Below are 14323 nucleotides of genomic sequence, written 5' to 3'. Positions count from 1 at the left end.
CTGCCATAACGGCGGGAATGTGCGCCCGCCATGACTATGAAGGGCTGGGCCTGAATGTCTTTTTATACGTGTCTTATTGTTATGCTAGGCGGTGCCTTGGGCACGCTGGCCCGCTACGTTGTGTCCGTGCTGACAGGCCCCTATAGCCGCATGATGCCGTGGGGCACAATTATTGCGGTCAATATGGTGGGGTCATTCATTATCGCTTTTTTCGGCACACTGACTTTGGCCGATGGCCGCTATGCCGTTTCAGAAAACATGCGCCTGTTTGTCATGATCGGGCTATGTGGTGGCTATACCACTTTTTCTTCCTTCAGCCTGCAAACGCTTGATCTGCTGCGCATCGGCGCATGGGGCCGCGCCATGCTGACTGTCGGGCTGTCCGTTGTGCTGTGCGTAGGGGCTGCATCCCTGGGCCATATTCTGGCATCGCGCCTGAACCACCACACAATGCTGGTGGCACAGGCCGATATTGAAGAAGAAGTCTGATAACAGGCTGGCTGGCAATGCGTTATGCGGGTCAGCTTATTTGGCTGTTAATGACAGTTTTTAAGGATACCAATTTTCTGTAATTTTTCAAAAATGCTGTCGGCAACTTTTGTAACCATCTGACGGGTTTGATCAAAAGTGAAGCCTTCAAGGGTGAAAGACTGGATGGAAATATTGTAGTCATTTACCCAAACGGTCTTTCTACTGGCGATATCTGTAAATTTTGTTCTGAAGGTTTCCCCCATGATTTGCGATTTTTGATTCAGATCAACTGCCGTTGTTAAAACATACAATAACGAATCCGCATTATTCTCTTTTATCTTCGCGTCGATATCACGGTTGATATCCAGTGAAACGGCATCAAGCTGAACTTCATTTAAAGCGACATTGCAGCGAGCCAGATTGTTTTTCAGCGCATCAAAAAACAGGTGCCGAACACGTACATCCGTCTGGCGGCTAAATTTATCAAGTAAAAGAACGCTTTTTACATCGCTATGGTACGTTTTGTCGTACACACCGCCCTGATCGTTCATGTGAACGCTACAGCCGCACAGAAAAAGGAAAATGGCTGCCACAGCGTTTTTCACAACCCGGAGAGTCATTGTCTTAGAAGCTTCCTTGAAATAAGTTTATAGTCTGTGCGCTGGATTACATAGGTATGCTAAAAAATCCAGATACATAAAAGCAAAAAATATTAATAAAATACAAACAATAATTACGTTTTAGCTTAATGCTTTATTTTTTTTCAGTATCCATTCGGTTTGATGAGGAAGATTTATTGTGGGAATAGGGTTGCACTCTTCCACACTATCCAAATTGTTAAAACTATGTATATTGCCGAAAAGTAATTTTTTGAGTGGGAATTGGCAGTTTGCGTTCTGTTCTTTCTTTCGGCTCTCTGGCCGTTGCAGGCCTTGTTCTGGCTGGGTGCGCTACGGAATCCTCGCGCACGGTGGCGGTGCCCGTGGTGGCCAGTGCGCAGGTGCCTTATAATGGCCCACGCGTGGCAATTGCCGCGGGTAAGTTTGCCAACCGGTCAAACTATATGAATGGTATTTTCTCAGACGGCATTGACCGTCTGGGCAATCAGGCGCGCACCATTCTGTTGACCCGCCTTCAGCAAAGCGGCCGTTTCACTGTGATGGACCGTGATAATCTGACAGAAGGCCGTCAGGAAGCCGGTTTTTTGAAACAGGGCCAGTCCATTCAGGGCGCCAGCTACCTTGTGACGGGTGATGTAACAGCATTTGGCCGGAAAGAAGTAGGTGACCAGCAGCTTTTCGGTATTGCCGGCCGTGGTCGTAGCCAGATTGCTTATGCAAAAGTCAGCTTGCAGATTGTAAATCCGCTGACATCGCAGATTGTCACATCCAGTGAAGGCGCGGCCGAATATAGCCTGTCCGACCGTGAGGTCATCGGGTTTGGCAGCACAGCCAGTTACGATTCAACCCTGAATGGAAAAGTGCTTGATCTGGCGGTGCAAGATGCCGTCAACCATCTGGCACAGCAGGTTGATGCAGGGCAAATACGGTAATTTGCCACCAATAACGGGGCGATATCTGCCCCGTCACGTTTAAACGTCAAAACGGATTTTATACCAAATGGCTTTGTCAAAAAGCGCACTGGCAGGCATTGGCCTGTTGGGGTTTCTGGCCGCCTGTAGTTCGGACCGGACACCCCCTTTGTATAGCTGGCGGGACTACCCGGAACAGCAGTATCTCTACCTGAAAGGGCAGACTGACCATCAGGCGCAGATTATCGCGCTTGAAAAAGATGTGCAGAAGGCACAGGCCAAAAATCTGGCGCTGCCACCGGGGTTTCATGCGCATCTGGGTATGTTGTATGCCGCAACAGGCAGAACAGACCTGGCCCAGCAGGAATTCAGTCAGGAAAAAACACTGTTTCCTGAATCAGCAACCTATATGGATTTTCTGCTGAAAAATCTTGGCCAGCCAGCAAAGACCGCATCATGACTTTATCCCGCTTTTTCCGTATGGGCGCGTGCAGCGCGTTGCTGCTGACACTGGCCGCCTGTGCCACACCCACACAGGCACCAGACTACACGGCGTTCCGCTCTGCCAAGCCGCGCTCCATCCTGATTCTGCCGCCTGTTAACCACACGCATGATGTAAATGCATCCAATGGTCTGGTTGCGCAGATGACGCAGCCTTTGGCTGAAGGGGGCTATTACGTGGTGCCCGTCACGGTCGAGATGGAAACATTCCGCCAGAACGGGCTGGATACGCCAGACGATATTGCCCAGGTTTCCGCCCCCAAATTACAATCCATCTTCGGGGCGGATGCAGCGTTGTACACAACCGTTACAGCCTATGGTTCGGTGTATCATGTTGTCAGCAGTGATACGGTTGTAACCGCATCGACCAAACTGATTGACCTGAAAACCGGCAGTGTGTTGTGGAGCGGCACCGGCACGGCATCCGGGCGTGATCTGGGTGACAGACCAGCGGCAGGCGGTGGTGTTATCGGCATGCTGGTCAGTGCGGCTGTTAATCAGGCTGTGAACAACCTGACGGACGAAAGCTTCCGTGTGTCCCGCATTACGGCAGAGCGGCTGCTGCGTGTTGGCCCACCTGATGGCCTGCTTTATGGCCCGCGGTCGGTCAAATACGGCACAGACTGACCCGCACCGTAAAAGCTTTTGAAAAACGGCGAGGGGCCAGGGTCTCTCGCCGTTTTTGTAAGGTTACTGCGCAATCTGTCTGGGGCCAGCCCACAGGGCGTATTCGGTAGGGGTAACGCCCATGAACTGCCGGAAGCGGGCAGACAGATGGCTGTGTGAGCTAAAGCCGCACGCATGGGCCACGGTTGAGGCCGGTTCGCCCATTTTCAGCAGAAATGCCGCGTGTTCAAGCCTGCGCCGCAACACAAAGGCATGGGGTGTTTCCCCGCTTGATTGTCGGAATGAGCGGATAAAATGATACGGGCTGACCCCCACTACCGCGGCAAGGTCTTCAACCCCCAATGGCTGGTCAAGTGCCTGCCTGACATAGTCATCAACCCGGCGCAGGTTGGCGGGTGACAGCCCCCCACGCTGGGGCGCGTTAACCAGCCGGGTGGAGCACTGTTTCAGCACATGGTGCAGCAGCGTCTGGGCCTGTTGCCCAAGGGCAAGCCGGTTTTCAGGGGGCTGCCAGCACAGGTTGATCATGCAGGTGCGGATCTGCCGTTCAAGCCGCGGGTTTCTGAAATAGGCATCATGGCCCAGCCGAACACGGTCGGGGTCCATGTCGAATATTTCATGCGCGGCGCGGTCAAACGTCTGGGGCGCAATATAGAAATGGAACATACGAATGGGGCCCTGCACATCCCATTCCGTGCTGACATTGTGCGGCATCAGGCAGAAATCGCCCGCGCCGTGGCTGTTCTGCCAACCAGACGCCGTGCGTTTGCGCAGCTTGTCCCCGTGTTCAAGATACAGGCTAAGCGTGTGGTGATTAGGCGTTTCATAGGTGGTGCAGGTCCGTTCATCCCGGTCCCAGATCACCATGGCCAAACCTGCGCCAAGTTCCACTTCGGCCACGGCGGGCACCGATCGGCCGTGCAGATAATTGCGGATGGTGAAGCGGGACAGCGCGGACATCTTGTTACCATATCGGCATGGAATACAGCGCAAGGCAAGTAGGCCCTGCCTGATGCGGCGGCAAAAACCGCAGGAATATGATAGCGGCCCCTCCAGCCCCGGTTTAACCGGGGGTAGGGTGCAACACGGACTACGGCGCAGCCCACCCACCCCGTGTTGCGTCAGACCATAAAGCAAAGGGGTAAGAATAGTATGGCGGCGTTCCTGTTTTTTGCGGTTGTGCTGATCTGGGGCACAACGTGGTACGCCATTCACATGCAGGTTGCGGTAACGGACGCCAACACAGCCATTTTCTGGCGGTTTCTGGTGGCGTCTGCGTTGCTGGCGGGGTGGCTGAAATTATCAGGAAAATGGAAGGCTGCTCCCCGGCAGGATATCCCGTTGCTGGCGCTGTTGGGGGCCACCATGTTTTCCTGCAATTACATGTTCATGTATCGGGCTGAACAAAGTATCTCCAGCGGCACGGTGTCTGTTGTGTTCAGTCTGGCCGTTATTTTCAATATGCTGAACCAGTGGCTGTTTTTCCGTATTCGGCCTGCCTTGCACGGGGTTGTGGGGGGCGTGCTGGCTGTGGCTGGCGTGGCGTTGATGATGGGCGTCACCGGTGCGTCTTTGACGGAAATTGACGGCATTGCTTTGGCGCTGGGCGGCACAGCCTGCTTTTCAATCGGCAACATGATCTCGCGCCACCTGTTGCTGAAGGGGCTTGATCTGCCAACTGTTGTCTGCCGGGGCATGATGTGGGGCTGTGGCTTTACCGGAGCATGGCTGCTGCTGACAGGGCATGGGCTGGCCGGATCATGGCAGCCGGGGTGGGTTGCGTCCCTGCTTTATCTGGCTGTGCCGGGGTCTATTATCGGTTTTGTGGCCTATCTGCGGCTGGTGCATGTTATTGGTGCAGACCGCGCGGCGTACACCACTATTCTTTCACCCGTGGTGGCGCTGGTTATTTCCAGTATTGCAGAAAACAGCGTGTGGTCAGCCAGCATGGGCGCAGGCATTGCGCTGGTGCTGGTAGGTAATCTGGTTTCCTTTTTTCCGTGGCATAAACTCAAGCCCCGTGCGTGACGGATCGTGTTTTCGCAGCATGGTGCAACCCGAAGCTGAACGGATAGAGCCACTCACAACCAAAACCGGCTCTCTGATGCAGAAGCATCCAGAGAGCCGGTCAAAATCGTCAAACTATGATCACTGTAAAATGCTGTTTCAGGCCGGGTAAAACGGAATAACGCCAGCCTGACGCAGGTCAGATCCGATCAACAGCCTTTCGGCCAATAGCCGGATCATCGGTGAAGAAACCATCAAGCCCCATATCCAGATACCGGCGAATTTCAGCCAGTGATCCTTTGATGTTGCGCGCAGCATCTCCGTCTGCATTGCGAAGCTGCTTTGGCAGAAAGATATTTTCCGGGCGGCAAGTATAGGCATGCACCAGAAGCCCTGCGGCGTGGGCATCGTCAATCAACGTGGTGGGTGTTGTCCACGCGCCCTGTGAATCACGCGGGATAAGGTCAGTCAGAGACGGGCCAATAACATCGGCATAGGTGCGGACCTCTTTCAACCCTTCCGGCTTCATCAGGTCACCAAAGGTAGTTTTCAGTCCTTTGGCAGCAAGGTCAGGCGGGGTCTGGCCGCGTTCACCCATCAGAAACATGACGCGTGCCTGCGGGTTGACGGCTTTTACGGCGTCTTTCAGGTGGCGCAGATTGGTTGTTTCAAAAGACTGCACTTCAAGCGGAGCAAAACGGGTATAGCTATGGGCTGCAATAATCCGCAGAAACGTGGCTTCCGGGTCAAAGCCCAGAGCGTGAAAATGGGTTGAATTCTTGATTTCAGGAATAATCCCCACCACACGGCCACGGGCGGCAGAGTCCGCGGCAACGAAATCAATCATTTCCTCAAAGGTCGGGATATCAAACTGCCCGTTATAGCGGGTATTGTGCACCCGCAGGGTGGCCAGCCGTTCACGCGCGCGGAGTGTCTTCAGTTCCGCCAGCGTAAAATCTGTGGTGAACCAGCCTGTTTCCTCCCGCCCGTCAATTTTCAACGTGCGGCGGCGGTTTGCAAATTCGGGCCGGTCTGCCACGTCAGACGTTTCGGCAATATTGCTTTCATGGCGGCAGACAAGAACACCGTCTTTGGTTGGCACCAGATCGGGTTCGACAAAATCTGCGCCATCGGCAATGGCTTTTGCGTAGGATGCCAGAGTATGTTCCGGCCGCTGCGCAGAACAGCCACGGTGCGCAAAAACAAGCGGTTTTGGCACAAGGGAAGGGGCGGCCCAGCTACGGGTTACGCCCATAAATCCGGCTGCGCAGGTGGCAGCCAGAAGTGCACGACGGGAAAGATCAGCCATACGCTCTACCCCTTAGAAGGAGGCCGTGAGTGTAAGGAAATACATACGCGGCGCAATGGGGAACGCCGTATACTGGCCCGATGCGTTGTTGGTGTTCAGGGTAGACCAGCCTTTTTCATTTGTCAGGTTGGTTATGTTCCCCTGCACCCGTAGCGAACGCACATGCGGAATACCCGTAATGTTATAGCCGGCATTCAGGCTGAACAGGGCATAGGCGCTGGCATGCAGGTCATTGGTGAAGGTGGTGTAGCGTTTGCCCACAACATCGCCAATAAACTGGGCGTCAAAATTACCCCAGTGGGTGGAGGCCACGAACTTTTCAGTCCAGTTCGGCACACCGGCCACGTTTTTACCTGCGGTATGCACAACCGTTGAACCGTTCAGGTAGTTATCGTTATAGGTCGATTTGTTATAGGACAGCGCATTGTAGAATGAGAAATGCTGGCCAAACTGCGCGGTGAAGGAGAAATCCATCCCGTCAGTAGAAACCGACCCAACGTTTGTCAGTGTGGTGGCGCTGCCCACAATGGAAGACAGCGTCTGGGTTGAGGCCACAGCCAGCAGACGGTTTGAGAAATGCACATGGTAGTATTCAAGCTGACCGCTGATGTTTGTCAGCGGGCCAGCATCCAGATGCCTGTTGGTACGGAACCCGGTTTCATACGTCCAGGATGTTTCAGGTTTGCCATGACGCTTGAAGTCTTCAAACGCGGCCTGGCTGGTTACACCCCAGGGGGTGGCGTTGCCATAACCCGCAGCCTGAAAAGACCGCATGTTTTCCTGAATGTTGGCAAACCACTGCTCATGCTGCGTAATGTTCCACAGCGCCCCGAAGGACGGCAGGAAGGGCCGCACCGCCGCAATGGTGCCACCCGGCACGGTAATGGCGGTTTTGGGTGATAGTGAACCGGGCAGGCCGGCAACAGGCAGTGTACCGTTGGTGTAAACCAGTTCAGACTTGAACCCGGCATTCAATGAGAAATTCTTGGAGATTTTCCAGGAATCCTGCAGGTGCGTTGTCCAGGTGTTGGTGTAGAAATAGTTGGTATACTGGTTAATCAGCGCGTTCTGCTGGCGTTCATACGGGGTGGTGGGGTTGTTGATATCAAACGGATACCACCGGCGTGCCTGCGTGTTGTTGTTGCGTTCATACCACCCGCCCAGTTCAATGGTGTGCTGGCCCAGATGGTAGGTTAGATTGCTCATGATCCCGCCACGGTTGTCCCAGTATTCGGTTGTCCGGGTGGCCATGCCAGACCCGCCAAACACGTCAGACAACTGTGATGAAGACTGATTGGGGAAGTAGGACGAAAACAGTGTGGGCAGACCCGCAGCCGTAATGGGGCCAGCCACCACACCTTCACCAATATCGTGATGATAATAGATCTTGGTGTCCCATTTCAGGTTTTTGCTGAACTCATGCTGCCAGCTTGCATACATCAGGTAATCCTGACGCTGTGCGGCGGAGTAATAGTTGCGGTAGTTCAGGCCTGCAGACGTATAGGCCTGTGAATTTTTATAGTAGTTAACGGCTTCGTTCAGGTTGGGATACATGAACGGACGCACATATAGTGACCCACCGTTGGGCATGACAATGCCGTCTTCGTTGGGCTCAACCTTTTCGGACCAGTCAAAGAAAACGCTGACCTTGTTCTTTGAATCTTCATGCACAAACTTGGCGTTGACCTGATTCCCGCCCTGATGGCCTGCAAAATCCCACGCGCGGGCGTCCTGTCGGCCCCATGACACGTAGGCGGAATTGCCGTTGCCAAAATCACCCGTATCAATCCGGGCAAAGGTGCGGAAGGTAGACCAGCTGCCGAAAGTCTGGCTCAACTGGCCACCGGCGCGGTGCAGGGGGTCCTGCGTGGTAAACTGCAATGTGCCGCCCAGGTTACTGGTCGAAGCCGTGCCCAGCGCACCGGCACCCGTTGCCACTGAAGCCGAGGCAAAGTTTTCACTAATAGCCGCACGCTGCGGGGACAGGCCGTTATAGTTACCGTAAGACTGATCCCCCAGCGGGATACCATCCAGTGTGTAGCCAAGCTGGTTCTGGTTGAAGCCGTGAATTACCAGCGATGAGTTCTGTTCGTTATTGCCCCACGGGTCAGCGTTGTTGAAGACCACGCCGGGAAGAATCTGAAGGGACTTGATAGGGTTGATGCCGGGCAGAGTGCGCTGCATCTGAATATGGCCAACCGTCTGTTCGGACCGGCTGTGACGGCCTGTTGCAATAATCTGTTCCGATTCAGCCGCATGGGCCGCACGCTGGGTTGACGTGCGGCGCACGGCGGCATGCGGCACGCTCGCCACTGGGGCTGCAACGGGTGTTACGCCCGGCGCGCTGGTGCGCGGCACTACATGGGCCCGGTGTGTGGTGTGATGCGGTTTGGCCGTGGTTGCGGCATGGGCCACAGAAAAAGCCAGAGGGGAGCAGAACAGCCATAAAGCCTTGCGGCGGGAAAAAGACAGAAGATGCATGGGGGTGCTGTGCCCTGAGCCAGTGAAAAATTCCCCTGCTTCTTAAAAATGAAACGTTCTGAATAAGAGTGACAGTTTTATTAAAATGGCTGATTAATGCGGGTTTGAAGTGTTGTTGCAACACTCGTTCAGGAAAGTTTTGATCGGTGTGTTTTTTAATTGACACAGTACGTTCTGCTTTGTGGCTCGTTTATGTCATTCCCGCGAGACGACCGTGACCCCTCGCTCTGCCTTGAGAACAGGCAGAGGGTGTCTGCATAACGCCCAATAAAAGGGGACCGCAAGATGGGCCATATCCGGGGTGTGGCGCTCGATTCCAGTTTGGGCGAGGCCGAGAAAAAAGGTCAGCTCTTGCGCCCTGCGGATGATGGTGCTCTGTGGTTGACCCCAAAGGGCGGCGTCATGGTGGCTCGCTTGTCTAGATAGTCTGAGAGATGCGCATGTCAGATGAATTTTTGAACGTACAGCTTCTGATATCCGGCAAATGGCAGGATGCGGCAGATGGTCGTACGTTACCCGTGCAGGATCCCGCCACCGGAGAAACCATAGGGAAAGTGGCGCATGCCTCCAAAGCCGAACTGGCTCTGGCAGCCGATGGTGCGGCCAAAGGGTTTGAGGCATGGCGGGCCCTGACCGCATGGGACCGTTTCGTGATAATGCACAAGGCAGCCGAACTGCTGCGTGAACGCGCCAAATCCATTGGCCGGATCATGAGCCTTGAACAGGGAAAGCCGCTTGAACAGGCGATTATCGAAATTCAGGGTGCAGCCAACGTTATCGACTATTTTGCTGAAGAAGGCCGTCGCCTGAATGATGTGCTGATCCCGCCGCGTGCGCAAAATGTTGAACAACGTGTGTTGCATCGTCCTGTAGGCGTTGTTGCCGCGTTTACACCCTGGAACTTCCCCATCAACCAGATTGCCCGCAAACTTGGCGCGGCGCTGGGGGCCGGGTGTGCGGTTATTGTCAAGGCACCGGAAGATACCCCGGCATCTCCGGCTGAACTGCTGCGGGCGTTTCTGGATGCAGGCGTGCCCGCTGGCACGGTGTCTCTTGTCTATGGTGACCCGGCCGAAATATCTGAATATCTGATTGCACACCCTGTTGTGCGCAAAATCTCCTTCACGGGCTCCACCCCAGTGGGCAAACATCTGGCGTCCCTAGCTGGCGCACAGATGAAGCCGGTTACAATGGAGCTTGGTGGCCACGCCCCCGTTATTGTCTGCGCGGATGCCGACCTTGATGCCGCTGCGGCCCGGTTAAGTGCAGCAAAGTTCCGCAATGCCGGGCAGGTCTGTATTGCCCCGACACGCTTCCTGCTTGAAAAAAGCGTTGCCCCGGCGTTTGTGGAAAAATTCAAGGCGAAGATGAACGCCCTGAAAATTGGTCACGGGGTCGATGACGGTGTGACCATGGGCCCGCTGGTCAATCCCCGCCGCGTCAAAGCGTTGCAGGAGCTGGTGGAAGATGCCCGCGCTAAGGGTGGCACCATCTGGCAGGCAGAAACGCCCCTGCCAAACGAAGGCTGCTTCTTCCCGCCAACGTTGATCAGCAACCCGGATCTGTCCATGCGTGTGATGCAGGAAGAACCCTTTGGTCCGCTTGCCATTGTGTCCGAATTTACGGATCTGGCTGAGGCTGTGAAAGAAGCCAACCGTCTGCCATACGGGCTGGCCGCCTACGCCTACACCACAAACGAGCGGACCCAGCGCCTGCTGGGCGAGAAGGTTGAGGCTGGCATGGTGGCTATCAACCATCATGGCATTGGCGTGCCGGAAGTGCCCTTCGGCGGTATCAAGGATTCAGGTTACGGCACGGAAGGCGGACCAGAAGCCCTTCGTGCCCATACCTACATCAAGCTGGTTTCCAGCGAGCAGGCTAAAGCCGAGTTCTGACCGATAAAAACAGGGTAGGTATTCGCCTGTTCTTAAGGTTTTATTAAGATATAAGAAAATAAAGGGGTCTGGAAATCGTTCCGGGTCCCTTTTTTATTGCCGTTCCAAATAGTCCAAACGACTCTGTTAGGTGATTTCTAATGCATGCAAAGACAATGATAACATAACAGTCATGTAATTTTTCTAATGAAAATAATCATGCGCAAACAGAGGGTTAAGACCTATTTTCTGCGGAAAATCATAAAATGTCAAATATTGATTAAAGTTAATGTTTGTTTTTACGTGTCCTATGAAGTATGCGGTTTAAGGTGATGTTTGTGGCCTTCAAACGGAAATATCGACCAACACCGTTCTAAGCTCGCAGCCGTCGCCTTTAGGAATGATGTACAACAAGAGGAAAGTGAGTATGGCGACGGGCGATGTTTATAGTTCGTTTGTAAGCGGTGCTTCCGCTTACACTAATAGCGATAGTAGTACTATCCAGAATGGCGGTGCGATATCTGGGTATGTTGATGGCGGAGGCACTGCGCACCTGAATCAGGCTACCGCTTCTGGTACATTATCCGGCGCGACGGCAAATGCTTACGGTGTGCTTCTGGCGGACAACTATAATGGAAGTGCGTCTGTTAACAGAGGCGACCTTATCCTCAATCCGATCATCAATTCGGGTGGTGGTGCGTTCGCAGCCAACGGCGGGGTAATTAGCGGCGCTATTGTTTCTTCTGGTGGCGGTCTTGCTGTGGCGGCAGGTGCATCAGGTTACGGTAGTGGTTCTGCTGGTCTGATCGTAGATCCCCATGTCCTTTCTGGCGGGATGGTTGTGGCCGGTGCCTTTACGGCTAAGGGGCAAACCTTTCTCGGAACTGGTGTGGTTTCTGGCGGTACATTTGAGGTCGGCGCTGCGGAACTGCTCAGCTCATCATATGCTGTTGGCGGCGACTTTAAGGGCACGCAGCTTATTCTGAATGGTGGTAGCGCATTTGGTGGCACCTTCCATGATGGTGGTCTGCAGCTTATCGGTGGGTATTATCTATCTTCTGCAAACGGATCTGGTGGCACCACTACGCGTCTCGCTAACACGCCGGGAAGTGAAAGTGGCTGGGTTGCTAACAAGTCGGTTGCAAGCGGTGCACAGATTCTCGCAGGCGGCACGGCGAAAGTTCTCGCAGGCGGCACATCCGTAAGCGGCACTGTTGCTAGTGGCGGCACGGAAGTTATTTCTTCCGGTGGTATCGCAAGTGGCACAATCGTTAGCGGTGGCACAGAAATTGTTCAGAGCGGTGGTTTGACCTCAGGGGCAACCGTTGTTTCTGGCGGCACAGAAATTCTGAGCGGCGGCACAGCCTCAGCGACAATCGTCGCTAGCGGTGGTTCTCAGCTGGTCAGTAGCGGCGGCACCGCTGTCGGCGCTGTAGTAAGCGGTGGTCTTGAACAGGTTGCTTCAGGCGGCACTGCTCTGCGGTCAGTTATCAGTGCTTATGGCAATACTGCCGTTAGTGCTGGGGGTTATGTCTCTGGAACCACCGTCGGTAGTAACGGCGGCCTCGGCGTTCAGGGTATTGCGTCCAACACAACAGTTAGTGGTGGCGGCGTCGTTCAAATTGGTTCTGGCGGCACAGCTATTACCAATAGCATCAGTGGCGGCAAAGTTTATGTCGATAGCGCTGGCGTACTGAACACAACAACCATTTCATCAGGCGGTACTGTTACAGTCAGCAACGGAGGCATAGCTTCCGGAACTGTTATCAGCGCGTTTGGTGCAGAAATTGTTAGTGCTGGCGGATATGTATCCGGGACAGTGGTTGCTAGCAATGGTGGTCTAGGCCTTGCAGGTAGCGCATCTAATACGACGGTTAGCGCTGGTGGCGTAGTAGATGTCAGCTCTGGTGGTACTGCTACAACCACGACCGTTCAAGGTGGTAGTGTCTATGCTGCTAGCGGTGCGGTTCTTAGCGCAACTACGATTTCTGCCAATGGTTCTGTTACGGTTAGCGGAGGTGCGCAGGCTTCTCAGTCTACTATCGGTAGCGGTGGTACCCTGACAGCGGCTTCTGGTGGAACACTTATTGGTACAGTAACTGTCTCTGGTGGTGCGACCCTTGCTCTGGGTGGTAACAATGGTAACGCAGTTATTGATCTGGCAGGAACAACTGCTTCAACACCAGCGAAAGTCATCATCGCTTCTGGTGTAACCGATGTTCCCGAACAGTTCACCAGTTGGAGTGACGGGGATCAGATCATCTTCAGTGGTGTTTCTGGTAATGCATCCAATGTTTCCAATATCTCTTTCTCTGATGCAAACCACATTACCTTTACGGTCGGTGGCAATACCTACAGCCTCAACATTGTCGGTATTCAGAGCAAGTTCAAGTTTGTGTCTTCTACATCAGGACTTACACTTGAAACCTGCTTCCTGACGGGCACGCTGATCCGTATGCTTGATGGTCAGATTGCGGTTGAAGATGTTCGTCCGGGCGATACCGTCATGGTGCGCAAAGGCGACGCATTCGTCCCCACCACTGTGAAGTGGGTTGGTAAGAACAAATCTGTGGTCCGGTCTGATGCAGCTTATACAGATGAAGCAGGTTATCCTGTGCTCATCATGAAGGATGCACTGGCAGATGGCGTGCCGTTCAAAGATCTGCGCGTGACACCAGAACATTGCCTGTTCATTGATGGTCAGTTCATTCCTGCACGTATGCTGGTCAATGGCCGTAGCATACGTTACGACACGAACTACGCTGTCTATGACTACTATCACATTGAAACAGAAGATCATTCTGTGATCGAAGCTGACGGTGTGCTGACTGAAACATATCTGGATACCGGAAATCGTGCATCCTTCGCACGGATTGATGGTTCGGATGTTGTTTCTGGCTACTTTGACGCAACGAAAGACTGGGCGCACGATGCAGCAGCACCGCTTGCAACCAGCCGTGACGTTGTTGAACCTGTTCACAAGGCAATTGCTGCACGCAGCACTGTCGTGGCTCAGGACGTTGTGGTTGCTGAAGACGCAACATGGTCTGATGACGCAAACCTGCATCTGGAAACAGAAAACGGTTCCGTTATCCGCGCTATGAAGCAGGTAAACAACACGGTTTCCTTCATGCTGCCGCCGGGTGTTCAGAAAGTGTTCATCACTTCCAGAACGTCTCGTCCGGTTGATGTGTTTGGCGCGTTTGTTGACGACCGTCGTGAACTGGGTGTGCAGATCGGTAAGATCGAACTCTTCAGTGGCGTTGAAACCGTCTCTGTCAGCAGCCATCTCGAAACGGAAACGTTAGAAGGTTGGGCTGCACAGGAAGACAACGCAACCGCACGTTGGACCTCTGGTCGGGCGGTGGTTGACCTGTCTGGTGCGTCTACCGATGGGTTTAGAATGCTGACGCTCGATGTTGTTTCCACGGTTTCTTACCGCGTAAATGACCAGAAGCAGGCCGCTGTTCTAAGCGCATAATTTTTCAGGGTTCTGAAAATGTCTCCTGCTGCTATAACAGG

The 14323-nt window shown here is 53.8% G+C and carries 11 protein-coding genes; 7 read left to right on the top strand and 4 right to left on the bottom strand.

Annotated elements, in window-relative coordinates; all coding sequences use genetic code 11:
* Positions 1-54: 54 nt before the first annotated feature.
* Complete coding sequence (crcB, locus tag Abin_RS04250) at positions 55-489, top strand: fluoride efflux transporter CrcB (RefSeq protein ID WP_048845117.1); 435 nt, start codon at positions 55-57, stop codon at positions 487-489.
* A 47-nt stretch (positions 490-536) separates the two neighbouring features.
* On the opposite strand, the gene Abin_RS04245 is transcribed toward crcB, so the two are convergent.
* Positions 537-1091: a hypothetical protein gene (locus tag Abin_RS04245; protein ID WP_048845116.1), complete on the bottom strand. Its 555-nt coding sequence runs from the start codon at positions 1089-1091 to the stop codon at positions 537-539.
* A gap of 269 nt (positions 1092-1360) precedes the next feature.
* On the opposite strand from Abin_RS04245, the gene Abin_RS04240 reads away from it, so the two are divergent.
* The 3 genes from Abin_RS04240 (at position 1361) to Abin_RS04230 (ending at position 3130) form a co-directional block, all read left to right on the top strand.
* On the top strand, positions 1361-2023 hold the full coding sequence (locus Abin_RS04240; protein ID WP_086659357.1) for a CsgG/HfaB family protein: 663 nt from the start codon (positions 1361-1363) through the stop codon (positions 2021-2023).
* A 67-nt stretch (positions 2024-2090) separates the two neighbouring features.
* On the top strand, positions 2091-2462 hold the full coding sequence (locus Abin_RS04235) for a DUF4810 domain-containing protein (protein ID WP_048845114.1): 372 nt from the start codon (positions 2091-2093) through the stop codon (positions 2460-2462).
* Entirely contained in the window at positions 2459-3130 is a 672-nt protein-coding gene (locus Abin_RS04230; RefSeq protein ID WP_048845113.1) for a DUF799 domain-containing protein, read from the top strand. Before Abin_RS04235 ends, Abin_RS04230 begins: the two co-directional genes overlap by 4 nt.
* Before the next feature lie 63 nt (positions 3131-3193).
* On the opposite strand, the gene Abin_RS04225 is transcribed toward Abin_RS04230, so the two are convergent.
* On the bottom strand, positions 3194-4090 hold the full coding sequence (locus Abin_RS04225) for a helix-turn-helix transcriptional regulator (RefSeq protein ID WP_048845131.1): 897 nt from the start codon (positions 4088-4090) through the stop codon (positions 3194-3196).
* A gap of 192 nt (positions 4091-4282) precedes the next feature.
* Between Abin_RS04225 and Abin_RS04220 the strand changes: the two genes are divergently transcribed.
* Positions 4283-5158, top strand: coding sequence for a DMT family transporter (locus Abin_RS04220; RefSeq protein ID WP_048845112.1), 876 nt, complete (start codon positions 4283-4285; stop codon positions 5156-5158).
* 178 nt (positions 5159-5336) lie between these two features.
* On the opposite strand, the gene Abin_RS04215 is transcribed toward Abin_RS04220, so the two are convergent.
* Both Abin_RS04215 and Abin_RS04210 read right to left on the bottom strand, forming a co-directional pair.
* Positions 5337-6446 carry a glycerophosphodiester phosphodiesterase gene (locus tag Abin_RS04215; protein WP_048845111.1) on the bottom strand — a complete coding sequence of 370 codons (1110 nt, stop codon included), beginning with the start codon at positions 6444-6446 and terminating at the stop codon, positions 5337-5339.
* A 12-nt stretch (positions 6447-6458) separates the two neighbouring features.
* On the bottom strand, positions 6459-8927 hold the full coding sequence (locus Abin_RS04210; protein WP_048845110.1) for a TonB-dependent receptor: 2469 nt from the start codon (positions 8925-8927) through the stop codon (positions 6459-6461).
* A 440-nt stretch (positions 8928-9367) separates the two neighbouring features.
* Between Abin_RS04210 and Abin_RS04205 the strand changes: the two genes are divergently transcribed.
* Both Abin_RS04205 and Abin_RS04200 read left to right on the top strand, forming a co-directional pair.
* The gene (locus Abin_RS04205) at positions 9368-10822 is read left to right on the top strand and encodes an NAD-dependent succinate-semialdehyde dehydrogenase (RefSeq protein WP_048845109.1); all 1455 of its coding nucleotides are present in this window, start codon (positions 9368-9370) and stop codon (positions 10820-10822) included.
* Between the two features lie 406 nt (positions 10823-11228).
* Positions 11229-14282: a Hint domain-containing protein gene (locus Abin_RS04200; RefSeq protein ID WP_158319889.1), complete on the top strand. Its 3054-nt coding sequence runs from the start codon at positions 11229-11231 to the stop codon at positions 14280-14282.
* Positions 14283-14323 lie beyond the last annotated feature (41 nt).

The sequence above is a fragment of the Acetobacter indonesiensis genome (assembly GCF_000963945.1).
Lineage (GTDB): Bacteria > Pseudomonadota > Alphaproteobacteria > Acetobacterales > Acetobacteraceae > Acetobacter > Acetobacter indonesiensis.
Note: the sequence above shows the minus strand (reverse complement) of the source record. Positions and strands in the feature narration are given on the sequence as shown.